Below are 23,248 nucleotides of genomic sequence, written 5' to 3' on the forward strand. Positions count from 1 at the left end.
CGGAACAAGCTTTCGCCCCGAGAGTTGGGTTCGGCAGATGGTTTCCAACAGGCACGGGCATGGCGTTCGACAGAGATGGACCGAAACTCGCGACCGGGTTGCTCGCGGCCTCATTGGCGGCGCTGGCGGCATACAACGCCATCCGCGCCAAACGTGCGATTGCCGGCCGGGCATGCGGACGTGTGATGGAGATCGATGGTCTGCGCCTGCATTTTATCGAAGCCGGAACCGGCATGCCGCTGCTTCTCCTGCATGGCAATGGATCCATGGCGGAGGATTTCAAGTCGAGCGGCATCTTCGATGAGGCGGCAAAGACCTATCGGGTGCTTGCATTTGATCGTCCCGGTTTTGGGCGAAGCTCACGGCCGCGCGGCCGGCGTTGGTCCGCTCGCGACCAAGCCGACCTTATACATGCCGCCGCCTGCGGGCTGGGTATAGAGAAATACCTCGTGCTTGGACATTCCTGGGGAGCTTGGATCGCCCTCGAATTGGCGCGCAGGCATTCTCCATCGGTCGCCGGCATCGTGCTGGTCTCGGGTTACTACTATCCGCCACCGCGGCTGGATCTTGCACTGGCCGCACTCCCTGCACTGCCTGTGATCGGCACCGCGTTTCGTCACACCTTGCTGCCGCCGCTTGTAAGGCTTGCTTGGCATTGGGCAATGGAGAAGATCTTTAAACCCGCCGTCGTCGCCGGCGACTTCGCCGCACTGGCCAAAGATGTCGCCAGCCGCCCTTCCCAACTGCGGGCGGTTTCTCTGGAGACAGCATCGATGCTGGCCGCGTCCCTCTTGGGAAAAGCCAACTATAGGGACATTGCCGTGCCCACCGGCATCATGGCGGGATCCGGGGACCGGTTGTTCGACGCGCAACGCGATGCACGACGCTTGCACGCGGAAGTCGGTGGGTCTCTCCTTGAGGTGGTTCCGGGCGCCGGCCATATGGTTCATCAGAGCGCCCCGCAGGCAGTGGTCGGCATGGTGCACACTATTGCAGGACGGCACGCCTTGTTCCAAGCGGGCCGTCGGCAGCGACCCAAGTCGTGTGCCGACGAGTTCAAGGCAGATCCGGCCTCGCGGGAGCCACCGGCGATAAGCGACGCCGCTTGCACGGAATGATCTCCAAACGGGGCTTTCAAATGAGCGACCAACGTCCAGCCGACATGCAGTCGGTGCTCCACCAGAACATACAGGCCCTGGTCGAGCACAGGCGGCAGCAAGAGGAGCACCAAGGCGTTCAAGCGTGGGTCGCCGGCGCTGTTTCGCGCTTCGCGGGAAGCATGACTTTCGTCTATCTGCACCTTGCAATTCTTGTCGTCTGGGTCCTCGCGAACCTTGGCGCGATACCAGCCGTCCCAGCCTGGGACCCGACTTTCGTGATCCTGGCCATGGTCGCCTCGGTTGAGGCAATCTTCCTGTCTACTTTCGTGCTGATCAATCAGAACAGAATGGCCGCCCACAGCGAGCGCCGAGCCGAACTGGATTTGCAGATCAGCCTTCTAAACGAACATGAAACCACGCGGCTGATCGAGATGGTGGCTGCCTTGACGGCGCGTCTGAATATCTCGACCCCGGCCGACAAAGAGCTGCCGGAACTCGCCGAGAATGTGGATCCCCAAAAGGTGATGACGCAGATCCAGCAAGCTTCTGGAGATCAGGAGAACGCTTGATCAAAGCGACCTCGTCGGCAACGGTTAAGCGTCGGCTACAACCTGTAATTCAGCCTCATTGTCCAAGGCTGTCGAAGCAGCTAAGCCGGTGTCGGCCTTTTCCAGGGTGGCTCCCCGACGTCACAAGTCCGCCGCGCAATCGAGGCAGCGTAGAGCTTCGATAACCAACAGGCTGCTGCGCGTCAGATGGAACCAAGTTGACGCCGAACTCGTATTAGCGGTGGCGGCTTGGGGAGATTCCGGATGAGCGAAGGTGCTGTTCTGATCGTCGAAGATGAGACAATGATCCTGCTCGACCTCGAGTCAGCTTTGGAGGAGGCCGGCTTCCAGGTCGTCGGCACTCGGAGTGCCGCCGAGGCGCTGGCGGCTTTCGACCCCGATCCGACCAAGTTCAAGGCCGTGCTCACGGACATCCGTCTGGGAGCAGGACAGTCGGGGTGGGAGGTCGCTCGGCACTTGCGAAGGTCCAACTCGACCATCCCGGTTGTCTATATCAGTGGCGACAGCGCGGTACTCTGGGGAGCGGAAGGCGTGCCCAACAGCATAATGATCACCAAGCCCTTTTTTCTGCCGCAGATCATAACTGCCGTTTCTCAACTTTTAAACGCGCAGCAAGGTGCAGAAACTCACCTATAGGAATCCGACCGCGGCTCCACGAAACCACCGAACATTCTTTCTTCGGCCAATCGGCGCCGTCCGGCGTAAAGCGTTCGCGTCTGCTTGGGTCAAATGCCGGCGGCCTCAACCAGATGTCGACCTCAGCTCCTTTCCCTCGCCACCGGCTCGCATCCACTCGGAAGCCCTGCCGAAAGCAGGGGCGCTCATTGGTTGAGCTTTCGGTCGAGTTCGTCAAGCAATGACCGATGCTCGCTGGGCATGTCCGCATCTGTCGGCAGATCCAGCAACTGGCGAAGCTGGCGACGATTGGCGTCCGATGAAATCCACTCCCGTATGAGGCGGGCTATGACCTTTTGTTGTGCCTTGCCGATTTCTTCCATGTTAGATTCCGGGCTTGTCCGTTGGACGAACTCGGCGGCTCTTTGATGGTTCCCTGTCCTGTACACAAATCGAGGCACAATCTATGGGTTAATGCATGTCGCTCAAAAGTGGCCTGGTTTTGAGACACGACATGCCAGTGGATGTTTGCAGTCCCAGTCCGCTCGCCTAACGCTGCGCGTAGAGTGCAAATTTATACGTTCGATTTTACCCGAAGCGAGAGGCTCAGCCGCAAAATCTTGGCGCCGTTTTCATCACGCACTTCGATAAACAATTGCTGCCCGTCGACGCTCTTCAGTGACTCTCTCGTGAGGTCGACAAGGCCCTCGAATCCCGCGCGGCGGACCTCTTCGAGGCCAGCGCATTCGACACCTATTTCGTCCTCGAAGATGAGATCGCCATCGCCGCTGTCGAAGAAAAATCGTGCCATCGGAGAGCTTCCGTCACTGCTAATCTGCGGGGTTCCTTTGGTGCAGGTAGGTCGTGTCGAAATCTCCTGCGTGAGTGAGGCCAGCCCAGTCCAGTGCGTGAACTTTTGATCCCGAGGTGGCAATGAGGCCTCTGCGTCGTAGTTCCTGGAGCATCCGGTTGACGTGGACCGTGGACAAACCCAGCGCATCGCCAAGGGCCGCCTGTGTAATGGGGATATCCGCCACGTGATCCTCAATGCGCCCCATGGAGCGCAAGCGAAAAATCAGTTCGCACAGGATGTGAGCCATGCGGGTGTATGCCTCGCGTCTTCCCACATTGATGACCCACTCCCTATAAATCGCGGCATCTATCAACGTCGACCGCCAAAAAGCGGTGGCGATGCGAGGGTGCTGGTCGCAAACGGCACGCAGGGTGTCATGCCGCATGAAACCTATTCGCGCCGGCGTAAGGGTCGAGAAGTTACAATCCATGACCGACAGATGCAGCCCATGCAGATCAGGAATGTCGCCGGCGACGAAGAATGATGTGATTTGTCGCTTTCCTTCGCCCGTATGTTTGGTGGAACCGACCAAGCCATCAAGAACGACAAACGAGTAAACAGGACGGTCGCCCTCACGCACCAGATCGTGGTTGGCCAAATATTCCTTCTCCTGGATCGGAATGCCTTTCAGAACGCCGATGTCGGCCTCTCGAAGATCCGAGATGGTCTGAAGCTTGCGAATGAGTACATCCGAGGATGAGGTGGGGAACAAATTGACTACCTGGCTGATGTTGGTGATCGAACTATTATCCGCGCCAAAAGTTCCGACTGGCATGGGGACATATGCGCGGCGGCAGAAGGCGCCGCCGTGCGGCATGGTCCCATGCCTGGAGCGTTTTGCCAGCGTCGAGCGTGGTTGAAGATCCCGGAATGATCGAAGCACCAGTTTTTTAGGACAGCCATAGGTGAGCAAGGCAGCAATGCATTAACCTATGACATAGGCTCGGTTAGAAATTTTCCCGCTGGGCAGCCAGCCCCAGGAGTTCGCCGATCACGGCGCAGCTTTGACCCTGTCGCTCCGCCCATTCAAGGGCTGCACCCGCAGCCCGTCCTGGAACTCTTTGATGCGCCGCCAGGAACGGGGTGGCTCCGCTGACGTTGTCTCAGTGGCAAGGTGAGATTTCAGTGAACAGGCATATTTCGCGGACGGATGTCGAACAAATCGATCACACGGATGACAGCGGGTTTGCGATAGAGCACGGCGGACCGCCATCCTCAGCAATCGCGGTAGCGCTGGCCCGTGGGCTGGAGACCAGTCGGGATAAGCACATCGTCCATATAGCTCCCTCGGAACGCAGTGCCGAGGAGATCGCCGGCGCCTTGCGTCAGTTCCTGCCTGACGCGGATATCATCTTGCTGCCGTCCTGGGATTGCCTGCCCTACGACAGGGTGTGGCCCACACGTGCCAATATGGGGCGAAGGCTTCGTGCGTTGCGTGAGATCGCAACGAAGCCGGATCGCCCGCGCATCGCTGTAATGTCGCTCGAAGCCATTCTGCAGCGGGTGCCGCCTGCTCCCGTCATCGCTGGCGGTTTCACAATTCTGGAGGTAGGCCAAAAGCTCGACCGTGACGATTTCAGAACCAGGTCCGAAGCCATTGGCTATGTCGTCGACGAGAGGGTCGACGAACCGGGTGAGATAGCCTTTCGGGGCGATCTCATCGATATTTTCCCTGCTGGCGCGGATGGCCCCGTTCGCATCATCGTTGGTCCCGATGCCTGCATCGGCCAGCTCAAGACCTACGACCCGCTCAGTCAGCTCAGCGATCAGGTTCGAGACTCGGTTACTGTCGGACCGGCATCCGAGCTGATCTTTAAAGCTGGTGAGCATCCTGAGCTGACAGCGATGCGCGCGACGTCGATGGAAGAGCGCCTGGTCGCATCGTATGGCGCTATGCCATCCGTCTTCGATGCGGCTTCCAGCGCCTCGATCTCCTTCCTTGAAGGGACCGACGGGCAGCCGCTCGGCAGAATTCTGGATCTGGTCGAGGATGCACGTCGTGCCAGGCAGGAGGCAGCCGGAACGAAAAAACCTTTGCCGGGACGATTTTACCTATCCCGTGAAGAGTGGGACGCTGCTCTGCTTAACCGCTGCTGCGTGAGACTTGCCGTTTCTGCCGTGGGAGTTCCCAAATTCTTCCGCCAGGCCCGACCCGGGCATGATTTCGCGGAATTCGTCACAAGGCAGACGAGCGCCGGAGTCAGAGTAGTGTTCACCGGCGATGCCTCTGAATTGCAGCGAGCAGATCGCCTGCTCGATAGGAGACTAGGCCGGCGGGCAGAGGAAGCGGCCGACTTGCCGCAAATCCTTTCGGCCGCAAGGGGCTCTCTTCTCAAGGCTGAATTCGTCCTCGACGAAGGGTTTGTCGACGCGCAATCCAATATCGCGGTGGTGGCCGCATCCGACCTGTTTGGTCCCGCGTTGAAGGCGAACGGGAGCGCGACCACGGGCATACTCGAACCCGAGTTGCGCATTGGCGATGTCGTCGTCCATGAAGACCATGGCCTGGGCGTGCTCGCCGCGGTCGAACAGGTCGAGTTGGCTGGCCAGCAACAGGATGTCGTCAGACTGGAATATCACGGCGGGGCTTCCTTGCTGGTTCCGGTCGACGACTTTGGACGAATATGGCGCTACGGCTCGGAACCGGAGGCAGTGTCGCTTGATCGCCTCAACGGCGAGGGCTGGCCGAAGCGACGCGAAGCTGCGTTGCGCGAGATCGACAGGCTGGCCAAGCGCCTCTTGAGCCTTGCCAAAATCAGGTCCAGCGAGCCTGCCAAGATCTTGAAGCCCTCCCGCACGGACTTGGCTCGTTTTGCGGCGAAATTTCCCTATACGGAGACGCCCGACCAAGCGGCCGCCATCCGCGCTGTGCTCGATGACCTTTCGTCCGGAAGAACAATGAACCGGCTCGTCTGCGGCGATGTCGGCTTCGGCAAGACAGAGGTCGCCCTGCGTGCTTGCGCCGCCGCCGCTCTCTGCGGGAAACAGGTTGCTATCATAGCACCGACAACGGTGTTGGCACGACAGCACTATGAGACGCTCAGCCGCCGCTTCGCAGGAAACGGCCTGCAGGTCGCCCACCTTTCTAGGATGGTCGGGGCAGCGGAGGCGAGAGCGGCAAAAGAGGGTCTGCGGAGCGGCCAGGTTGCGGTCGTTGTGGGTACTCAGGCCTTGGCGTCCAAGAGCGTCACCTTCGCCAATCTTGGACTGCTGGTGATCGACGAGGAGCACCGGTTCGGGGTCAAGTTGAAGCGGGCCCTGCGGACCATGACGCCTCGCCTCCATACGCTGAGCATGAGCGCCACACCGATACCCCGGACGCTGCAATCGACGTTGTCGGGCATCCAGGACGTCAGCGTTCTAAACTCTCCGCCCGCCAAAAGACGTCCCGTTCGCACGATCTTGGCAGCGTTCGATCCAGCATCGGTGCGCGCGGCCCTTCTGCGTGAATTTCACCGGGGTGGACAGAGCTTCTTCGTGGTCCCGCGGATCGAGGATATTGCCCCGGCCTGTGACCAACTGAACAGACTGGTGCCGGAACTCCGGGTCAAGACGGCGCATGGTGAAATGAAGGGGAGACAGCTGGACGAAGTCATGGTCGGATTCGCCGACGGTGATGGCGACATTTTGTTGAGCACCGACATCATCGAGAGCGGCCTCGATGTGCCGCGGGCCAACACCATCATCGTTTGGCGCCCCGACCGGTTCGGTCTGGCGCAGTTGCACCAGCTGCGGGGCCGGGTCGGAAGGGGGGCGGTGCAGGCTGTTGCGTTTCTTCTGACCCAGCCTGGCGTTGAACTGGCCGACAGCACCAGGGCCCGGCTTTCGACGATGCTTGCGCTCGATCGGCTCGGCTCCGGCCTGGCAATCAGTCAAAGGGACCTCGGCCTGCGTGGCGCCGGAGATCTTTTCGGAGAAGACCAGGCCGGGCATATGAAGCTGATCGGAGTGGGCTTGTACGAGCACTTGCTGGAGCGGGCGGTCTCGGCGGCTGGCGGAGGGGCCGACTTCAGCAAGCAACTTGCCGAGATCAACGGTTCGGGAAAGGGCGCTTTTCCCAAGAGCTATGTCGAAGAGCCTACGGTGCGTGTTGGCCTCTATGCGCGGCTCTCCCGCATCCGTTCGGAGCCGGACCTCGATACATTCAGCGAAGAGCTCGAGGACCGCTTTGGAGACATGCCTGGCGAAGTAGCCCTTTTGCTGGAATTTACCAGGTTGCGAATAGCAGCGTCGGAACTGGGCATCGGCAAAGTCGATTTGGGTCCCGAGGCCATCGCGATCACCCTTCGGAACAAGCCGTCGGCGTCCCAATGGCGGAACAGCAAGGCGTTGGGCCTGGAGTACCGGAACGGCCGCCTGATTTTCAGGCCGATCCCGCCCGGCGTCTCTGGCGTCGACGCCGTTCGCTTAGCGCTTGATGCCATACGTGCAGCTCAGCCAAAGCACGAGATCTGACTAGCCTTTTCTCTCCTGGGGCCTCGGTGCGAATGGTGCACTGTGGGCGACCGTGCGTTCGCAGGGCAGCGTTCAAGGCATGGTTCCGGCTTGATGGGGTGTCATGGCAGCCATGTTTTCATTCAGATGGGCCATGATCCAGATAGAGCCCAGAACCACCAGCGCGACGATCAGCACGCCGAAGGCTAGGGCCAGGATGTTGTTGGTGTTGTCCGGCCCGGTGGTCAGGTGCAGAAAGAAGACAAGATGCACGCCCATCTGCGCAACGGCGAGCACCACCAGGGCCGAGATGACCGCGGGCTGGTAAATCAGGTCGGTTCGCGCCGCCAGGAATGACGCGATCGTGAGCAGGATGGCCAGGCCGAAGCCGAGCACATAGCCCGAGAGGCCCCCAACCGTTTCGTGCTCGCTTATGTGTTCCTCGCCCGGCGCTGAATCGCGGCGGTCCTGCAACTCGCCGGTCTTGCTCTCGAACTCGGTCATGACGATGCTCCCAGCAGATAGACCAGGGTGAAGATGGCAACCCAGATGATGTCGAGGGCGTGCCAGAAGAGCCCGAAGCAGTGGAGCCGCCGCAAGATGTCGGGCCGAAAGCCCTTGACCCACAGCTGCGCCATCATCGTTCCCAGCCAGAGCAGGCCGAGACCGACGTGGGCACCGTGGCAGCCAACGAGCGCAAAGAAGGCAGAAAGAAATGCGCTGCGCGAGGGGCCTGCCTGCTCGCCGATCATTGCCGCGAACTCCTGTAGTTCCAGGAACAGGAACGCTGCCCCGAGCAACCCCGTGACGAGAAGCCAGAACTGCGTGGCAGCCATTGATCTGCGACGGGTGGCGAGTGTTGCCACGCCGCCGGTGAAGCTCGAAGTGAGCAGAAGGCCCGTCTGGACCGCAACCCGTGTCGGTTCGAACAGATCCTTGCCTGTCGGTCCGCCGGCGGTTGCCTTGGCGAGCACGGCGTAGGCGGCGAAAAATGCCGAGAACATGATGATGTCGGACAGGAGAAAGATCCAGAAGCCGTAGGTCACCGTGACGAACTTTGAGGCCGGGCCGCCTTCTCCGTGGCCCGTCGCAGAGCGCACCGCATGCCGAATGGTGTGATTAAGCCGATACGGGTCCCGTGCCTGGGTGCCGGCGCTGATGTCGCCGGAGAATGCGTGATCGCTCATGCCGGGCGCTCCCACCCGCGCAGCCGGGCAAACTGGGCTGCCTTGTTGTCATGGTCAATGCGGGCGACCTCGTCGACAGGGATCTCGTAGTCTCCATGATCGCGCCAGGCGAATACGACGAAGGTTGCGTATGCGCCGATGAAACCGACGATCGCCAGCCACCATATATGCCAGATCAGCGCGAAGCCGATCAGTGTGCTGAAGAAGGCGGTGACGAAGCCAGTCGGGCTGTTGCGAGGCATCTCGATCGGCTCATATGCCTTTTCCTCGTCCGCGCTCTGTTCGATCCCTCGTTGCTTGATGCTCCAGTAGGGTTCTTCGTCTTCCACGTGAGGCAGCCGTGCATAATTGAAGACAGGAGGAGGGGAAGATGTCGACCACTCCAGCGAACGCCCCTCCCACGGGTCGCCGGTTTCGTCGCGAAACTTGTCGCGATGCCGGATCGAAACGAAAAGCTGTGTGATCTGCAGCGCCGCGCCGGCGATCATCACCACCACGCCGAAAGCGGCCACCACCAGCCACGGTGCCCAAAGGTCCATATCGATATGTTGCAGGCGCCGCGTCATGCCGAGCAGACCGACAATATAGAGCGGTACGAAGACCAGCATGTAGCCGGCCAAGGTGACCCAAAATGCCGCTTTTCCCCAGCCTTCGTGCAAACGGAAGCCGAACGCCTTGGGGAACCAGTAGGTGAAGCCGGCGAATGCTCCAAACAACACGCCCGAGATGATGACGTTATGGAAATGCGCGACGAGGAAAAGGGAATTGTGTAGCACGAAGTCGGCCGGCGGGACGGCAAGCAGGACGCCAGTCATGCCGCCGACGGTGAAGGTGGTCACGAAAGCCAGTGCCCAAAGCATCGGCGTGTCGAAACGAACGCGCCCGCCATACATGGTGAAGAGCCAGTTGTAGATTTTCACACCGGTTCCCACGGCAATGACCGACGTGGCGATGCCGAAGGCGGCATTAACGTCCGCTCCGGCACCCATGGTGAAGAAGTGATGCAGCCAGACCATGAACGAGACGATGCAGATGAACATCGTGGCCGCGACCATCGAACGGTATCCGAACAGCGGCTTCGATGAAAAAGTCGAGAAAATCTCGGAAAAGATTCCGAAGGCGGGAAGCACCAGGATGTATACTTCGGGATGGCCCCACGCCCAGATCAGGTTGACGAACATCATCTGATTTCCACCGGCTTCGTTGGTGAAGAAGTGGAAGCCGAGGTACCGGTCCAGCGTCAGCATTGCGAGCGTGGCAGTAAGGATCGGGAAGGCTGCGACAATGAGCAGGTTGGACGCGAGCGAGGTCCAGCAGAACATCGGCATTCGCAGATAGCCCATTCCCGGCGCCCGCATCTTGAGGATAGTCGTCACCAGGTTGACACCGGTGAGCAGCGTGCCGACGCCGGAGATCTGGATCGCCCACAGATAATAATCGACACCGACGCCCGGCGAGTAGGTGGTTTCCGACAAAGGGGCATAGGGCAGCCAGCCGGTGCGCGCGAACTCGCCGACCACAAGCGAGATGTTGACCAGCAGGGCTCCGGAAGCCGTCAGCCAGAAGCTGACGGAATTGAGCGTCGGAAAAGCGACATCGCGTACGCCAAGCTGCAGCGGCACGACGAAATTCATCAGGCCGATCATGAACGGCATCGCGGCGAAGAAGATCATGATCGTGCCGTGCGCGGAAAAGATCTGGTCGTAATGCTCCGGCGGGAGGTAGCCCGGCCCGTGAATCGCCAGCACCTGTTGTGTGCGCATCATGATAGCATCGATAAAACCACGAAGAAGCATGAGCATCGCCAGCACAATGTACATCACGCCGATGCGCTTGTGGTCGACCGAGCTTATCCACTCGCTCCACAGATATGGCCAGTAGCCCTTCACCGTTATCCAGCCAAGCACGGCGGCTGCTGCCAGAAAGACGCCAAGGGCTGCGCCGAGGGGGATGGGTTGATCGAAAGGAACGGCCGACCAGTCGAGCTTGCCCAGCATCGTCATTCTGCCCCTTGTGGATGATGGGTCATCGTTGCCGCCGCCGCGGGGAATGCCCTTGGGCTCACCTGTGGCTCGCCGCTGGCTGCGCTCTCAGCAGGCCCCGGACCTGGTGGGAGCGTCTGCTGAACGACCGCTTCGAACAGCCCAGGCTGGACATGACCGAAGGAAGCCGGCGCCACATTTGTACTTTGCCGGGCGAGTTCGCGATAGGCATTGGCATTCAGCACGCCGCCCCCGCCACGCAGCGATGACGCCCAGCGGGTGAAGGCATCGGCTGAAACCGCGCTCACACTGAAATTCATATCCGAGAAGCCGTCGCCGCTGAAGTGCGCCGACTGGCCGAAAAAGCTGCCCTCGCGGTCGGCCTGCAGATGCAATTCGGTCTGCATGCCGTTCATGACGTAGACCATGCTGCCAAGCTGGGGCACGAAGAACGTGTTCATCACGCTGGCCGAGGTCAATTTGAAACGCACTGGAACACCGGCGGGGATAACCAGTTGATTGACAGCACCCACGCCCTGCTCGGGATAGAGGAACAGCCATTTCCAGTCGAGCGCCACCACCTGAATGTCGAGCGGCGGCTGGCTAGAAGGGATCGGTTTGCGCGGATCGAGCTGATACGATCCGTAGTAGATCAGCCCGCCAATGAACAGGATGGTGAGCGTCGGGATCGACCAGACGATCAACTCCACGCGTCCCGAATAGGTGAACTCCGGGTTATAGCGGGCGTTGCTGTTCGAGGCGCGGAACTTCCAGGCGAATGCCAGAAGTGCAACAAGCGTGGGAACAACGATCACCAGCATCACCGCCAGCGAGTTCAAAAGGATCGTGCGATTGCCGACGCCAATTGGTCCTTGGGGATCGAGCACTCCCCTCGCGCAACCGTGCAAGAATGCGCCTCCGAGGATCCAGAGCAGTTGGCGTGTCAACTTAGGGCTGGATGGCAACAACACCGGTTCTGCAATCTCTCTTTGCGGGAACGCGCGTTAGAGGCATGCGTTCATCGGGTTTCCATCTGAGCCTCCCCATGGCGCGGAACCTCACGGCACTTCGCGGGGTGTCGCCCCCTGAGCGAGTGCCCCAACTGTCGCCGGCCGGGTTTGTTCCGCTGGACCGAGTTACTCTGTCCGATGGTCCCGCGTTGGCCAATCCGACCATAATTTCAGAACGATGGCGGCTCGATTGGCCTAGCTATCGGCGACGCTGGCTCGCGCACGAATTTCAATTTCGGCGGGACGGCGAATACCCTGAATCGCTCAGCCAGGTTATCGAGAGCCTGCCGCATGCCCACTCCCGCAGCAGCCGCACCGTGTCCACTGATGACCATCTGGGGGCCCAAGGCAGCCAGATGCTTCACGGACCTTTCCGCTGCATCCCAGTCTGGCGTGAAATAGCGCGGCGGACCGTGCATCTCGAGATCCTGAATGGCGACTTCATAGACCGACTCCTGACCGGTGGTGATGAAAGCGTCTCCTACGATGAGCGAGCGGTCTTGCTCGCGCCAGAGCGAGATATGCCCAGGGGCATGTCCGGGTGTGTGCAGCCATTGCCATCCGGGCATTCCGGGGATCGATCCGTCGGCGGGCAAGGGTTCCAAACGGGTGCCAAGATCGATTGGCCCGCGTGGGAAGAGCGGTGACAGCAGCGCCATCAGTCCACCCCCAACCCAGGGATCCGGTGGCGGATAGGATGCGGTTCCGTCCAAATAGGGGTGCTCGAGCGGATGGGCGAAGACAGGCACGTCCCAGCCATTCGCGAGTTCTAGAACGGTTCCCACATGGTCGAAATGGCCATGGGTCAGGATGATTGCAGCCGGCCGTGCGTTGTCGCCGAACCGCTTTTCCGCGACCGCAAGAATGCTGCTGCGGGACGTCGGCAACCCGGTATCGATCAGCACCCAGTTCCGATCTCCGCTGCCCGGTGCGCCGAAGAACACGACATTGACGATTGCTAGCCGCAAGTAACCCAGGTCCGGTGCGATGCTCCAAGCGCCGTCGCCACGATCCTCGCGCCTGGCGTGGTCGATCTCGGAAAGTCGAATCTGAACGGTCATGTGATCCCATGCCTCTGTTGTTGCCGAGCAGCCGCTCGAGTGGATGACGGCGGCTGTACATCGCCCCGAACTTGGGACGGGCCTCCTTGTTCCTCATTTGCACGCGGCGCCCGGACAGTTCACCACCGGAACAAAGGCTCTACCAATGGGTTCGGCACTACCCGGCCACGCAAGGACGAGCTGGACTGAGCAACGAACATGGGGCGCGCCCGACTGAATTCGGTATTTCGCCAACGCGGTTCCCGGTCCGGACAAGGCGGCCGAGTTCGAAGCCGATTGCCCAAAGGAGACTTCGAAAAATGAGCGAAGTGGGACGCCAGACGGAGGCCTCGGTTCCGGAAGCTTCGCGCTTCGCCAGTTTTTTCATGGCAGGCTTTGAATGCTCCTCGCACCGGCGCAAGGACGGCGTTCGCCTCGATCTTATTCGTGCGACCTCGCATAATTTGCATGCCCTGGGCGACTACCGCGGCTGCGCCGAACTCGGCCTTCGCACCATCCGCGACGGCCTGCGTTGGCATTTGATCGAAATCGCTCCCGGAACCTATGACTGGTCAAGTTGGGCGCCAATGGTCGAGGCAGCCCGATCGGCAGGTGTTCAGGTAATCTGGGACATCTTTCACTACGGATCTCCGGACCATGTCGATCAGGGCTCGCTGCATTTCATCGACGCCTATGCCTCGTTCGCGGCAGAAGCCGTCAAGGTACACCGTTCGATCACCGGAACATCGCCTCTGTTGTGTCCCATCAACGAAATCTCTTTTTTCGCATGGGCTGTCGAGGTCGGCTATTTCCCGCGCGTGGGGCCGAACAAACGTGGATGGTTCAAGCGGCACCTCGTGAAGGCCGCCATCGCGGGTGTTCGTGCAATGCGGGAGATCGACCCCGCCTGCAGATTTGTCTGGGCCGAGCCGCTTATCCATATCGCCCCTCGCGACCGGACCCGCAGCGAACGGCGCCGGGCCGAAAACGCCCGACAGGGGCAGTTCGAAGCTTACGACATGTTGCTGGGCCGCGTCGAACCTGAGTTGGGCGGGAGCGAAGATGTTGTCGATGTCGTGGGCTTGAATTTTTACCCGCACAATCAATGGTACGTAAACGGGCCGACGATTCCGATGGGACACCACGAGTACCGCGCCCTGTCGGAAATGTTGCTAGAAGTTGCTCATCGATACGGCAAGCCGATGTTCATTGCGGAGACCGGCTCCGAGGGATCCGGCGGGCCGGCTTGGCTCCATTATGTCTGCGACGAGGTGCGTTCCGCAATCAGTCTCGGAGCGCCGATCGAGGGTATTTGCCTGTACCCGATAACGGCCTACCCGGGCTGGGACAATTCGCGACATGCCGAGGTCGGTTTGTTTTCCGTCATCCAGGCTGACGGCAGGCGACACCTGCGCAAACCCACAGCAGATGAACTGGCCCGTCAGCAAGGTCTTCTCGTGGCGGACACGACACCTTGAAGAGGCCTAAAACGAGGGAGGGGCGGGCGAGCGTCTGTTTCGAAACGCCGCCCGCGCCGGTGCGGTCCATCAGCTTTTTGCAGTCGCCCCAGCCTCGCGCAGCCTGGCATATCGCATGGTAACGTCGCTCAGATTTTCCTTGAGCCAGTTGGCCATGGCTTCCTCTTCGTTCAGGTTCTGCTTGAGGGCCCTTTCAGCATCCTGGAAGCCCCCGGCGTCGGCCAGTACCAGCAGCGAATTGTAGGCAGCGATCTCGTAGTTCTCGAATGCGAAATTCGCCAGGCTGTTCTTGATGATCTCGTCGCCGGCCATCGAATGTCCAATGGCGGCCACGCTGCCAACCATCGACAAGGCAGTGTCCTTGAGGGTGGAGTGCTCCTCACCAAGGCCCTCCAGGACGGACTCGAGTCTCGTGATCTGGCCTTCGGTTTCCTGAATGTGCCGGCGCAAGCGATCGGCCACCTCCGGATAGTTCTCTATACGCTCGACCTGAGGCTTCATGATCGACAGCGCTTGATTTTCCATGGCGTGCGCGTTGCGCAAGCCGACGATAAATATCTCACGGCTTTCCGAGTTGAAGTTTGTATCCATCGAGTTTCTCCTTCTGATACCCGCCCGATCTTCCGTCTTGGAAGAAACTATCTTCTCGGCTCGGCCAACAACGGCTCCTCCGTGCGTGCCCAGACCGGGAGGCTTTTTTGGATGCGCGCGAAAGTGGCCAGAGCCTGTCCGACTACCTGGTCCATGTTGTAATAGCGGTAAGTTGCAAGCCGACCGACAAACCACACGTCTGGGCAGCTTGCCGCGAGCGCTTCATAGCGCTTATAGAGCACTTCGTTTTCGGGCCGGGGCACGGGATAGTACGGGTCCCCGATGTCCGTGGGGTATTCGTAGGTCAGGCTGGTCCGCGAACTCTGCTGGCCGGTCAGATGTTTGTACTCGGTAATGCGCGTGTAATCTTCCGTCTGGGGATAATTGACCACGGCAACCGGCTGAAATTGCTCGCAATCCAGTGTAACGTGCTCGAAACGAAGCGAACGGTACGGAAGGTGCCCGAGCTGCCAGCCGAAATATTCATCGATCGGGCCGGTATAAACCATGCGCCTGAACGGTATCTTCTCACGAATTTCACGGAAGTCGGTCTGCAGCATGATCTTGATGTTCGGATGATCGAGCATGCGTTCGAACATCCGCGTGTAGCCGCCGGCCGGCATTTTCTGGAAGCTGTCGCTGAAATAGCGGTCGTCACGGTTGGTCCTGGTCGGCACTCGTGCCGTGACGGATTTGCTCAGCTGACTGGGATCGACGCCCCATTGCTTTCTTGTGTAGCCGCGGAAGAATTTTTCATAGAGCTCGCGCCCCACGGTGCTGACGACGACGTCCTCAGCCGTTCGGACATCCTCCACCGTTTCGCGTCGCGACGCGAAGAAATCCTCCAGCTGTGCCGAGGTCAGGTCTAGCCCGTAAAGCCGGTTGATGGTGTCGAGATTGATCGGGATGGGAACCAGTTGCCCGTCCACGGCCGCCAACACCCTGTGCTCGTACGGCCGCCATTGCGTGAACTGCGAAAGGTGGTCCACGATCGTTTGGCTGTTGGTGTGGAAGATGTGCGGGCCGTAGCGATGGATGAGGATGCCGGCTTCATTGTAGCAGTCGTAGGCGTTGCCTCCCACATGGCTGCGGCGGTCGATCAGCAAAACGCTTTCTTGACGCTGCGACGCTATCCTTTCGGCAAGCACACTGCCGGCGAAACCCGCGCCGACGATTAGCCAATCGAACATGGCTATGCACTCCTGCGAAGGGGCACGACCTTCTTGCGTTGGTAGGCGCGCTCAATGTGAGCTGCCATGGCATTCCATGTCCGTTCCCAGGACATGTCCGCAAGGTAGGCATCGACTTGCTGCAGGAGCATCTGACGCGGTCGCGAAAGAACGGAGCGCAGCTTGATTTCCAGATCGTCACAGTCGGCGATTTCCACCAGCCCGGCAGCACCGTAACTGCGCACCACGTCGACGATTGCCGTCGAGATCACCGGCAGACCCGCCGCGAGAAATTCCGGCGTCTTGGTCGGGCTGATGAAACGCGTCGCCTCGTTGAGGGCAAACGGCATCCATCCGGCGTCCCAATGGCGCAGATAGTCAGGCAGATCGCAGTAGGCTTTCGGGCCAAGCCAATGCAGGTTTTCGGCTTGCGGCAGGCTTGCAGGGTCGATCTTGACGACCGGACCGAGCATGACGAAATGCACGTCCGGCATTGTCTTTGCCGCTAGCGCCACGAGATCGACGTCAAGCCGCTCGTCGATGACGCCGAAATATCCAACCCTCGGGGAAGGAATGCCCGCCTGGTCGGCTGGGTCCCTTCCTGGCCGTCTTGCGGTGTGAAAGTGCCTCACATCGATGCTGCTCGGAAATGGAAAGATGGCGGGATGGAGGTGACGCTTGGTCTCGAACAAGCTTAGACCACCGGTGAAAACCAGATCCGCGCGGCGCAGAAGCGCCTTTTCCATCTGGCCCAGCTCGGGGGGCGCATTCCTGAACGCAGAGAGTTCGTCCATGCAGTCATAGACGCATATGTCTGGGTCGAGGAATTCCGTAAAGCGGAGAGCCATTGGGGTGTAGTACCAGGCGATCAGCCGGCTATGCGGCATAGAAGCGATGGTCTGCTGCACAAATCTCCGCTGGACGGCATCTGCTTTCGCGGCCGACGTGCCAAGCGGCAGCACTGGTGTGACAATCAGAATGTTTTCCGATGCCACGCTCGTCCGCATCAGCGGCTGCGGCAATTCTTCGAAAACGGGTTCTTCAAAATAGACCACTCGCTGCTGAGCGGATGCGAGAGTGAGGAGATGCTGCGGACGCTGGTGAACAAAATTCCATCGTAAGTGGGAGAAGCAAACCAGTATATTTTCGCGACGAACATATTGACTGCCGGTTACCCCGCCAAAGGCCGCTTCCATTGACATACTCCCTCTGTGACACTATTTATGTTACGATTAACATTTGTTAATCGCGAATGGAGAGAACTACTTAGTTCCAGCTCCTAACTTTCGATCAGGTGAGTTGTTCCAACTGAAATGAAGAAGGCCCGGTCGCCCGCTTGGTCCACGCACGAAGCGGGATCTGGTTGCGGAGGCGAGGGCGGCTGTCGGAACCCGGCCGCCACTGAAAGCGTGGTTGAACGACGAATGCTGGTGGACAGCGGCATTGCCGTATTTGCGTTGAACTCGTTGGCTATAGAATGTGCCTAACATCAATGATTCGCCTGTATCTCTGCGCGTCTCCGACTGCCGAGGCGAATTCCGGGGCTGACATGAACATCAACTTTGAAACCAACGTTTTTCCACTGTTTCATCCGCAAAGCGTGGATGATCTCAAGGACCCGTGTCCTGTCTTCGATGGCCGTGTCTGGCACGTCTTCGGGTCAAGCGGCACGGTCACCACCGAGACGTGGAGAATCTTGCATGCCACGGCGCCCGATCTTTATGGGCCGTGGGCCGAGCATGAGCCGATCGAACTTCCAATCAACGGCACTGGTGTTGCGGCTCCCGGTGTGACCCACGAGTGCGGCGTCTTCCACATGTTCATCCAGACGGAATTCATGAAGTCGGGTGGCCGTTGCGAGCATGCGGTTTCCAACGACGGGTTCCATTGGGTAGTCCTCAGTCCGGCCATTCTGGCCATCCCGGACACGGAAGAGGACGGCATTTACGATCCGCATCCAGCAGTCATTGGAGGTGGGCGCTACCTGGTTTATTCGGCTATGCCAAAATTCACGAGGGTGCCTCAGCCCGACATCTATCTGGCACGTAGCCAGTCCGACTCGTGGTTCGGTCCGTGGAAGCGGATCGGCAAAATCCTCGACCACAACGATGTTCCCCACCATAACACCAGAGATGATCCCGACTACGAATGGGGCATTGAGGGCGCGCAACTGATCGAGCTGCCGGATGGCCGGGTGCTTCTCAACGCCACTTGCTTTCTTCCGAATGGCCTTCGGGGAAACCGGCAACGGGTGTTTTTTGCCATCGCCGACGAGGTCAGCGGGCCTTATGTTTCGATCGGCCCGGTGTTGGAGCCAGGTCAACCGGGCGAGAACGGCCACTCGACGGTGATGATCGATGGCAGTCAGCTTTCACTGTTCTACCAGAGCCGGGTTGCCACAACCGATCACCGATGGCGCTATGGTTTAGCCAGATGCGACGTCGCTCTCTTTTCAAAGGTCGCGTGATTTCCAGGCTGCCATTAGCGCCTTGAGGCCGATGCGCGTCATGCAACTCCGGAGGGTTGAAGGTGATCCGCGTCGGTGACGGTAGCAAAGTGTCATCCGACGCAGTAGGAGACACGACATGGCCGATGCGGATCGACGATTGCCGCGATCGCACTGGCGGGAGGCAAGTCGGGAAGGCCGGCCTTAACTCTGTCGCTTTTAGCGCAATGACTTGAGCCGTTCGTCAATTTTCTCAGTGGCATTGATGACACCGCCAGATGCCCTGCCAATGAGCTCATAGCTATTTCTTCGGTCCCTTGACAGGGAATGTCGCGTCGCCGTCTTTTTTGCCGGAGATCACCCGCGGATCGGCGCTGGCGACGCCATCGCTCCCCCCGCCCTTGTGGTCCTTTTCCGACTGACCCTTAGCGTCCTGCTCGGGTGTTCGTTTTGATGTTCGAAGCGTCTTGTCCGCCATCATGGCCTCGCGTTTGCCATCCAAACTTCCGGCAATTTCGAAAGTTCCACCGCTTTAGCAAGCCGAAGGACCCAGTGAGTTGGAACGTCGTGGCGGGACGTGAGTTGTAAGCGAGGATATTCACCCGCAGGAGGACGCTTATGGCTAACCGCCGGGAGCAGCAGACGGACCTCACGCCCGCCGAGGCAACAGACCGCATCTGGGAACTCGCCGAGGACATCGACGTCTGCATGTTTGTGACCTGGGACGGCGAGTACAATCGAGCCCGTCCGCTATCTGCGCGTGTGGTCCGTGAGGAAAACGCCATATACTTCCTCGTCAATGACGACAGCGCCAAGAGCAAGCAGCTGTCGACCTATCCAAAGGTCACATTGGCCTGGAGTGACAACAGCCACTACAAATACGTCACGATGTCAGGCCCGGCCACAGTGACAAATGACAGGGAAAAGATCGCCGAGCTCTGGGAGAAAACTGACTCAGCCTGGTGGGATAATGCCGATGATCCCGAGATTCGTCTGATAACGGTCAAACCCGATGAAGGCGAATTGTGGGACAGCCCGGGGCTAATGGTGGCTACCGCAACGATGGTGTTTGCGGCCGTTACCGGCGCCAAGCCGAATGTGGGCGACAACGCAAAGGTCGAGCTCTGAGCGAGCGGCTAAACTAACCTCTGCTTTAGAGGCAGCGTCGATGAGCATTTTGGAAACCAGCAAGAAAGTGATCGAGAACGTCACCGGTTTCGCAAGACCGCGCAAGCAAGCTGTCGCCGGATTTGTGAGGCAGCGAAAGTCGAATGAGTTCTGGTTCAAGGATGATGGACTTGTACCCAATCATCCAGCATGGCCGCTCGTCGTTTATCGAGGCGCCGTCGAATTGCCCGAAGGACTTGATCCAGCAGCCGTCATGGAGGTGCTTTTCGATGCAAACGGATGGGGCGATAGCTGGCGAAACGGCATCTATGATTACGTTCACTATCATTCGCAAATACACGAGGTTCTGGGCATTGCCCGCGGAAATGCTGAAGTCCGGTTTGGGGGCAAGAAAGGACGAACGCTGTCGCTGAAGGCTGGCGACGTCGCGGTCCTCCCGGCAGGCACCGGGCACCAATGTCTCTCGGCATCCGATGACTTTTTGGTTGTCGGCGCGTATCCTCCATTTGGGACTTATGACGAATGTAGGAGCAAGGATCAGCATAGCGATGCGCTCGCAACCATCCCCAAGGTGGGGCGTCCGCGCAAGGATCCTGCATATGGTAGCCAAGGTCCGCTTCTGAAAAGTTGGAAGCGTTAATTTAGTCGTCGGGGTCGAAAGCCTTGGCAACTGCATCTTTCTCAGCCTGCGGCAGGACTGTCATTGTGAGAATGAACGCTGACAGCAGGAGACAAACGCCATTCGTGATTATGATCGGCCACTCTGCCTTCATGATGCCGAAGGCCAGCCACAAGGCGAACCCCAACACAGTGATGGCATACGTCGGTGCGGAGATACCGCTTGTCTCTCGTGTCCTGATGATTTTCCAGGCTTGCGGCGTGAAACTGCTCATCGAGCAGACGGTCGCGAGATAGCCGATGAGCGTGACTGTCTGCATGGAAGCGGCCTGCCCTACGTCGCAGATACGCGCTTGAGATCAGATACGCGGACCACGCCGTGCTGGCTGACAAAGGTCAGGGTGGAGTCCGTGCTCTGGCTCTGCGAAACACCGGATATGCGATGGTCGCCTGTGTCATAAATCTCCATCTTTCCATGATCGTCGATGACCAGGCGGCTTCGCTCAGGAAACGCTGCGTAGCGCATATTGTTTTGAGAACCAGCGGCAGACGGGCTCCCAAACTCCTCAGGCCACCATGAGCCGGCGTGGGCCATGGCGGGATGATCGAGCAGGTGGGACGAGAGCTCCGCCGCGATAGCGTTGAGCTTCGCCTTGAGGCTGTCATTGAACATGTCGCCGGCCATCGTCATGCCGGAGGACCATTGTGACATTCCTCCGAAGTCGACGTGGCTGAACTGGGCCATGGTTCCACCACCACGCCGCAACGCCTCAAGGACAGCCATGACAGCGCCATCAGTGACGCCATGCTGGCGTGCAAGGCGCGCAGTCAGTTCAGCTTCCTTTTGAGTGTTTTTCATCATTGCGTCCTTTGAATCGCTTGGCGCCGGCAGTCCTCATTGTTGGGCGATAGACATGCGGCCAAATCTAATCACGAAGGAGCGCCACCAGGTCTTCAGGCTCCTTGCCGAGGAAGCTCAATCAAGTTCTATCCAGGCTGGCGCATGATCGCTCGGCTTGTCCCATGCACGCGTTTCGGCATCTACTCCGGCATTCTTCAGGCGATCCAATAGGGATGAACTCAGCAAGAGATGGTCCATCCGGAGCCCGGAACTCCGATCGTACCCGCCGCGGTAGGAGAAGTTCCAATAGGTGTAAATTCCCTTTTCTGGATGAATGCGACGGACGGCATCGATCCAGCCCTGAGCAAGCATTTCGGCGTACGCGCTCCGGCTCTCCGGGAAGTAAACGGCATCGCCAACCCAGCGCCCCGGCATCGCCGCGTCGATCGAGCCTGGAACGACGTTATAGTCGCCGCACAGGATGGTCGGTGAGCTATCGCCGAGCAGCACCTGGCCATAGGTGATCAAACGTTGGAACCAGCGAAGTTTGTAGTCGAACTTCGGCCCCGGCGCTGGATTGCCATTAGGCAAATACAGGCAGCCGACAACAAGCCCATTCACATCTGCCTCGATGTAGCGGCTGTGCGAATCGTCGGGATCGCCCGGCAGACCTCGACGACGTTCCAGCGGCTCAATCCCGCGAGCGAGGATTGCCACGCCATTGTAGGACTTCTGTCCGTGCCAGATTGCGCCATAGCCGGCGTTTCTAATCGGATCGACGGGAAATTTTTCGTCAGAGGTCTTCAGTTCTTGAAGGCAGACGATGTCATAGCCGGTTTCGCCAAGCCACTTGAGAAGCACTGGCAGTCGGCCGTTGACGCCATTGACGTTGAAGGTTGCGATGCGGGTCATCTCGACGATTTAACGTCTTTGCGCCGCTTCGATGCGACATAGGGTCGGTAGCCAAATCTTGCCTTTTGTCATCGTCCATCTGCATTTTTGCTCGAAGCACTTTGACCGGAAGCAGCGGATGTCTTTGCATCTTTGGAATGCGCGGCAATCGCCGGACCCGCGCCGGTAGCTTTACGCATATCGCCGCTCCCCTTGCCGTCAGTCGATTTCTTGCTCAACAGTCCTGAGAAATATTTTCCAAAGAAGCCCATCCGACTCTCCATCTTGGCGCTCATTCGGCGACTTTGCGGGCCCTGAACTCATCTCTGCGCTGTTCTCGCAACTGCCGAGGATCGCTGCGCGAACCACCAAGGGCGCGGCGCCTGACCAGCGCGGCCGAACACTCAAGCAGGAAACATTCCAGTCCTTTGCAGATATGCGTGACCATGTCCTTCATCTCCCGCGACCGCCTCGGCACATGGGTCGCCGAGGCGGTTGGGTAGGCGATCAATCAAGCCGCTTTCCGTTCTGCCGCTCGTTCGTTGACGCCGGCTTCACCGAGGGCAGTCAGCGCCTCGTCGGTGGCCTTCTCCTCCTCAAGTGTCGCATTGAGGAGCGCAACCACGTCATCCTTGCCGAGCGTCGTAGCCCAGGCAATCAGGGTTCCATACCTGGCAATCTCATAGTGCTCCACGGCTTGCGCGGCACCGACGAGCCCTGCATCGAGCGAAGTCGAACCCTTGTACTCCTGAAGGATTTCAGATCCTTCCTCCAGGATGCCGTCGATCGCCGGGCAGGTTTTGCCGCGCGCGGCCGCGCCGAGAATCTCGAAGACCTCCTCCAGACGTTCGACCTGCCCCTCGGTTTCAGCGAGGTGCTTCTCGAATGCCGCCGCAACTTGCTGTTCGGATGCGCCTTTGGCCATCTTCGGCAAGGCTTTCAGAATTTTCTTCTCGGCATAGTAGATGTCTTTGAGGCCATCGAGGAAAAGGTCCTCCAGGTCCTTGTTGTTGCCATTGGCTTTCTTGGCAGTGGGCATTGTGCCGTCTCCTCTGTTGAAAATTGCCCGTCGCGAGCATTTTCTTAACTCGGAAACCCGAACCCGGTTCCGGGATAATGGAGATATCTAAATTTAAAGGGTCCTGCGCTTCACTGAGAACAACGACCACGTCATTCTCGTCGAAGAGCCGCGGCGGGGCGCACGCCATCGGGCTCCCGCCAACGGTCGTGCGGTCTGAGGGCCTGGGACTGCAGGAGACGCAAGTACCGCAGCGGCAGCAGAGCAGTCGGGGCAAC

General features: G+C 59.4%; 26 protein-coding genes. 8 read left to right on the top strand and 18 right to left on the bottom strand.

Translation table 11 applies throughout. From position 1 onward, the window contains the following. Positions 1–59: 59 nt before the first annotated feature. The 3 genes from NLY42_RS15975 to NLY42_RS15985 all read left to right on the top strand — a co-directional run bounded on the left by NLY42_RS15975 (position 60) and on the right by NLY42_RS15985 (position 2,305). Positions 60–1,118 carry an alpha/beta fold hydrolase gene (locus tag NLY42_RS15975; protein WP_023754467.1) on the top strand — a complete coding sequence of 353 codons (1,059 nt, stop codon included), beginning with the start codon at positions 60–62 and terminating at the stop codon, positions 1,116–1,118. A 20-nt stretch (positions 1,119–1,138) separates the two neighbouring features. Then, on the top strand, positions 1,139–1,669 hold the full coding sequence (locus NLY42_RS15980; protein WP_023681128.1) for a DUF1003 domain-containing protein: 531 nt from the start codon (positions 1,139–1,141) through the stop codon (positions 1,667–1,669). Between the two features lie 243 nt (positions 1,670–1,912). After that, a complete protein-coding gene (locus NLY42_RS15985) occupies positions 1,913–2,305 on the top strand; it encodes a response regulator (protein ID WP_023754466.1) in 393 nt (130 codons plus the stop codon). Positions 2,306–2,490: 185 nt separating this feature from the next. Here the strand turns inward: NLY42_RS15985 and NLY42_RS15990 are convergent, their stop codons facing one another. From NLY42_RS15990 to NLY42_RS16000, 3 genes are all read right to left on the bottom strand, one after another. After that, the gene (locus NLY42_RS15990; RefSeq protein ID WP_023687819.1) at positions 2,491–2,667 is read right to left on the bottom strand and encodes a hypothetical protein; all 177 of its coding nucleotides are present in this window, start codon (positions 2,665–2,667) and stop codon (positions 2,491–2,493) included. A 191-nt stretch (positions 2,668–2,858) separates the two neighbouring features. After that, positions 2,859–3,095: a DUF6894 family protein gene (locus NLY42_RS15995; protein ID WP_023668023.1), complete on the bottom strand. Its 237-nt coding sequence runs from the start codon at positions 3,093–3,095 to the stop codon at positions 2,859–2,861. A 19-nt stretch (positions 3,096–3,114) separates the two neighbouring features. Beyond that, a complete protein-coding gene (locus tag NLY42_RS16000; protein WP_023714650.1) occupies positions 3,115–3,954 on the bottom strand; it encodes a Crp/Fnr family transcriptional regulator in 840 nt (279 codons plus the stop codon). 308 nt (positions 3,955–4,262) lie between these two features. On the opposite strand from NLY42_RS16000, the gene NLY42_RS16005 reads away from it, so the two are divergent. Then, the gene (locus tag NLY42_RS16005) at positions 4,263–7,592 is read left to right on the top strand and encodes a DEAD/DEAH box helicase (protein ID WP_023754465.1); all 3,330 of its coding nucleotides are present in this window, start codon (positions 4,263–4,265) and stop codon (positions 7,590–7,592) included. Between the two features lie 72 nt (positions 7,593–7,664). Here the strand turns inward: NLY42_RS16005 and cyoD are convergent, their stop codons facing one another. The 5 genes from cyoD to NLY42_RS16030 all read right to left on the bottom strand — a co-directional run bounded on the left by cyoD (position 7,665) and on the right by NLY42_RS16030 (position 12,811). Continuing rightward, complete coding sequence (gene cyoD / locus NLY42_RS16010) at positions 7,665–8,075, bottom strand: cytochrome o ubiquinol oxidase subunit IV (protein ID WP_023754464.1); 411 nt, start codon at positions 8,073–8,075, stop codon at positions 7,665–7,667. Then, positions 8,072–8,758 carry a cytochrome (ubi)quinol oxidase subunit III gene (locus NLY42_RS16015; RefSeq protein ID WP_023754463.1) on the bottom strand — a complete coding sequence of 229 codons (687 nt, stop codon included), beginning with the start codon at positions 8,756–8,758 and terminating at the stop codon, positions 8,072–8,074. Before NLY42_RS16015 ends, cyoD begins: the two co-directional genes overlap by 4 nt. Next, complete coding sequence (gene cyoB, locus NLY42_RS16020) at positions 8,755–10,755, bottom strand: cytochrome o ubiquinol oxidase subunit I (RefSeq protein ID WP_023754462.1); 2,001 nt, start codon at positions 10,753–10,755, stop codon at positions 8,755–8,757. The genes NLY42_RS16015 and cyoB overlap by 4 nt, the downstream gene beginning before the upstream one ends. A 2-nt stretch (positions 10,756–10,757) precedes the next feature. Further along, positions 10,758–11,723, bottom strand: a complete 966-nt coding sequence (gene cyoA / locus NLY42_RS16025) for a ubiquinol oxidase subunit II (protein ID WP_050591102.1) — start codon at positions 11,721–11,723, stop codon at positions 10,758–10,760. A 197-nt stretch (positions 11,724–11,920) separates the two neighbouring features. After that, positions 11,921–12,811 carry an MBL fold metallo-hydrolase gene (locus NLY42_RS16030; RefSeq protein WP_023754461.1) on the bottom strand — a complete coding sequence of 297 codons (891 nt, stop codon included), beginning with the start codon at positions 12,809–12,811 and terminating at the stop codon, positions 11,921–11,923. Positions 12,812–13,110: 299 nt separating this feature from the next. On the opposite strand from NLY42_RS16030, the gene NLY42_RS16035 reads away from it, so the two are divergent. After that, positions 13,111–14,268: a hypothetical protein gene (locus NLY42_RS16035; RefSeq protein ID WP_023754460.1), complete on the top strand. Its 1,158-nt coding sequence runs from the start codon at positions 13,111–13,113 to the stop codon at positions 14,266–14,268. A 69-nt stretch (positions 14,269–14,337) separates the two neighbouring features. Here the strand turns inward: NLY42_RS16035 and NLY42_RS16040 are convergent, their stop codons facing one another. Genes NLY42_RS16040 through NLY42_RS16050 form a run of 3 tightly spaced genes read right to left on the bottom strand, consistent with a single transcriptional unit; the run spans position 14,338 to position 17,224 of the window. Next, complete coding sequence (locus tag NLY42_RS16040) at positions 14,338–14,859, bottom strand: ferritin-like domain-containing protein (RefSeq protein ID WP_023687824.1); 522 nt, start codon at positions 14,857–14,859, stop codon at positions 14,338–14,340. 47 nt (positions 14,860–14,906) lie between these two features. Next, positions 14,907–16,049, bottom strand: a complete 1,143-nt coding sequence (gene glf / locus NLY42_RS16045) for a UDP-galactopyranose mutase (protein WP_023754459.1) — start codon at positions 16,047–16,049, stop codon at positions 14,907–14,909. Positions 16,050–16,051: 2 nt separating this feature from the next. Then, entirely contained in the window at positions 16,052–17,224 is a 1,173-nt protein-coding gene (locus tag NLY42_RS16050) for a glycosyltransferase family protein (RefSeq protein WP_023704621.1), read from the bottom strand. A gap of 353 nt (positions 17,225–17,577) precedes the next feature. On the opposite strand from NLY42_RS16050, the gene NLY42_RS16055 reads away from it, so the two are divergent. Then, positions 17,578–18,495 (top strand): glycoside hydrolase family protein, encoded by a 918-nt coding sequence (locus NLY42_RS16055; protein ID WP_023700021.1) that lies wholly within the window; start codon positions 17,578–17,580, stop codon positions 18,493–18,495. 280 nt (positions 18,496–18,775) lie between these two features. Here the strand turns inward: NLY42_RS16055 and NLY42_RS16060 are convergent, their stop codons facing one another. Then, positions 18,776–18,955: a hypothetical protein gene (locus NLY42_RS16060; RefSeq protein ID WP_023748063.1), complete on the bottom strand. Its 180-nt coding sequence runs from the start codon at positions 18,953–18,955 to the stop codon at positions 18,776–18,778. Between the two features lie 137 nt (positions 18,956–19,092). Between NLY42_RS16060 and NLY42_RS16065 the strand changes: the two genes are divergently transcribed. Both NLY42_RS16065 and NLY42_RS16070 read left to right on the top strand, forming a co-directional pair. Beyond that, on the top strand, positions 19,093–19,602 hold the full coding sequence (locus NLY42_RS16065; RefSeq protein WP_023754458.1) for a pyridoxamine 5'-phosphate oxidase family protein: 510 nt from the start codon (positions 19,093–19,095) through the stop codon (positions 19,600–19,602). A 40-nt stretch (positions 19,603–19,642) separates the two neighbouring features. Continuing rightward, positions 19,643–20,242: a cupin gene (locus tag NLY42_RS16070; RefSeq protein ID WP_023668038.1), complete on the top strand. Its 600-nt coding sequence runs from the start codon at positions 19,643–19,645 to the stop codon at positions 20,240–20,242. Position 20,243: 1 nt separating this feature from the next. On the opposite strand, the gene NLY42_RS16075 is transcribed toward NLY42_RS16070, so the two are convergent. The 6 genes from NLY42_RS16075 to NLY42_RS16100 form a co-directional block, all read right to left on the bottom strand. After that, complete coding sequence (locus NLY42_RS16075) at positions 20,244–20,540, bottom strand: SemiSWEET family sugar transporter (protein ID WP_023681146.1); 297 nt, start codon at positions 20,538–20,540, stop codon at positions 20,244–20,246. 14 nt (positions 20,541–20,554) lie between these two features. Then, positions 20,555–21,079: a hypothetical protein gene (locus NLY42_RS16080; RefSeq protein WP_032895872.1), complete on the bottom strand. Its 525-nt coding sequence runs from the start codon at positions 21,077–21,079 to the stop codon at positions 20,555–20,557. A gap of 117 nt (positions 21,080–21,196) precedes the next feature. Continuing rightward, positions 21,197–21,973 carry an exodeoxyribonuclease III gene (gene xth / locus NLY42_RS16085; protein ID WP_023754455.1) on the bottom strand — a complete coding sequence of 259 codons (777 nt, stop codon included), beginning with the start codon at positions 21,971–21,973 and terminating at the stop codon, positions 21,197–21,199. Between the two features lie 68 nt (positions 21,974–22,041). Beyond that, positions 22,042–22,248 carry a hypothetical protein gene (locus NLY42_RS16090; protein ID WP_245263533.1) on the bottom strand — a complete coding sequence of 69 codons (207 nt, stop codon included), beginning with the start codon at positions 22,246–22,248 and terminating at the stop codon, positions 22,042–22,044. After that, complete coding sequence (locus tag NLY42_RS16095) at positions 22,245–22,400, bottom strand: hypothetical protein (RefSeq protein WP_156933723.1); 156 nt, start codon at positions 22,398–22,400, stop codon at positions 22,245–22,247. The genes NLY42_RS16090 and NLY42_RS16095 overlap by 4 nt, the downstream gene beginning before the upstream one ends. Positions 22,401–22,463: 63 nt before the next feature. Beyond that, a complete protein-coding gene (locus NLY42_RS16100; RefSeq protein ID WP_023704627.1) occupies positions 22,464–22,991 on the bottom strand; it encodes a YciE/YciF ferroxidase family protein in 528 nt (175 codons plus the stop codon). Positions 22,992–23,248 lie beyond the last annotated feature (257 nt).

Origin of the sequence: Mesorhizobium sp. C372A, from assembly GCF_030323245.1 — a bacterium.
In the GTDB taxonomy this organism is placed as follows: domain Bacteria; phylum Pseudomonadota; class Alphaproteobacteria; order Rhizobiales; family Rhizobiaceae; genus Mesorhizobium.

Excerpts from the sequence above, each read along its gene's own strand:
- NLY42_RS15975 (WP_023754467.1), top strand. The coding sequence starts at position 60 with ATGGCGTTCGACAGAGATGGACCGAAACTCGCGACCGGGTTGCTCGCG.
- NLY42_RS15980 (WP_023681128.1), top strand. The coding sequence starts at position 1,139 with ATGAGCGACCAACGTCCAGCCGACATGCAGTCGGTGCTCCACCAGAAC.
- NLY42_RS15985 (WP_023754466.1), top strand. The coding sequence starts at position 1,913 with ATGAGCGAAGGTGCTGTTCTGATCGTCGAAGATGAGACAATGATCCTG.
- NLY42_RS15990 (WP_023687819.1), bottom strand. The coding sequence starts at position 2,667 with ATGGAAGAAATCGGCAAGGCACAACAAAAGGTCATAGCCCGCCTCATA.
- NLY42_RS15995 (WP_023668023.1), bottom strand. The coding sequence starts at position 3,095 with ATGGCACGATTTTTCTTCGACAGCGGCGATGGCGATCTCATCTTCGAG.
- NLY42_RS16000 (WP_023714650.1), bottom strand. The coding sequence starts at position 3,954 with ATGCCGCACGGCGGCGCCTTCTGCCGCCGCGCATATGTCCCCATGCCA.
- cyoD (WP_023754464.1), bottom strand. The coding sequence starts at position 8,075 with ATGACCGAGTTCGAGAGCAAGACCGGCGAGTTGCAGGACCGCCGCGAT.
- NLY42_RS16015 (WP_023754463.1), bottom strand. The coding sequence starts at position 8,758 with ATGAGCGATCACGCATTCTCCGGCGACATCAGCGCCGGCACCCAGGCA.
- cyoB (WP_023754462.1), bottom strand. The coding sequence starts at position 10,755 with ATGCTGGGCAAGCTCGACTGGTCGGCCGTTCCTTTCGATCAACCCATC.
- NLY42_RS16030 (WP_023754461.1), bottom strand. The coding sequence starts at position 12,811 with ATGACCGTTCAGATTCGACTTTCCGAGATCGACCACGCCAGGCGCGAG.
- NLY42_RS16035 (WP_023754460.1), top strand. The coding sequence starts at position 13,111 with ATGAGCGAAGTGGGACGCCAGACGGAGGCCTCGGTTCCGGAAGCTTCG.
- NLY42_RS16040 (WP_023687824.1), bottom strand. The coding sequence starts at position 14,859 with ATGGATACAAACTTCAACTCGGAAAGCCGTGAGATATTTATCGTCGGC.
- glf (WP_023754459.1), bottom strand. The coding sequence starts at position 16,049 with ATGTTCGATTGGCTAATCGTCGGCGCGGGTTTCGCCGGCAGTGTGCTT.
- NLY42_RS16050 (WP_023704621.1), bottom strand. The coding sequence starts at position 17,224 with ATGGAAGCGGCCTTTGGCGGGGTAACCGGCAGTCAATATGTTCGTCGC.
- NLY42_RS16055 (WP_023700021.1), top strand. The coding sequence starts at position 17,578 with ATGAACATCAACTTTGAAACCAACGTTTTTCCACTGTTTCATCCGCAA.
- NLY42_RS16060 (WP_023748063.1), bottom strand. The coding sequence starts at position 18,955 with ATGATGGCGGACAAGACGCTTCGAACATCAAAACGAACACCCGAGCAG.
- NLY42_RS16065 (WP_023754458.1), top strand. The coding sequence starts at position 19,093 with ATGGCTAACCGCCGGGAGCAGCAGACGGACCTCACGCCCGCCGAGGCA.
- NLY42_RS16070 (WP_023668038.1), top strand. The coding sequence starts at position 19,643 with ATGAGCATTTTGGAAACCAGCAAGAAAGTGATCGAGAACGTCACCGGT.
- NLY42_RS16075 (WP_023681146.1), bottom strand. The coding sequence starts at position 20,540 with ATGCAGACAGTCACGCTCATCGGCTATCTCGCGACCGTCTGCTCGATG.
- NLY42_RS16080 (WP_032895872.1), bottom strand. The coding sequence starts at position 21,079 with ATGAAAAACACTCAAAAGGAAGCTGAACTGACTGCGCGCCTTGCACGC.
- xth (WP_023754455.1), bottom strand. The coding sequence starts at position 21,973 with ATGACCCGCATCGCAACCTTCAACGTCAATGGCGTCAACGGCCGACTG.
- NLY42_RS16090 (WP_245263533.1), bottom strand. The coding sequence starts at position 22,248 with ATGAGCGCCAAGATGGAGAGTCGGATGGGCTTCTTTGGAAAATATTTC.
- NLY42_RS16095 (WP_156933723.1), bottom strand. The coding sequence starts at position 22,400 with ATGGTCACGCATATCTGCAAAGGACTGGAATGTTTCCTGCTTGAGTGT.
- NLY42_RS16100 (WP_023704627.1), bottom strand. The coding sequence starts at position 22,991 with ATGCCCACTGCCAAGAAAGCCAATGGCAACAACAAGGACCTGGAGGAC.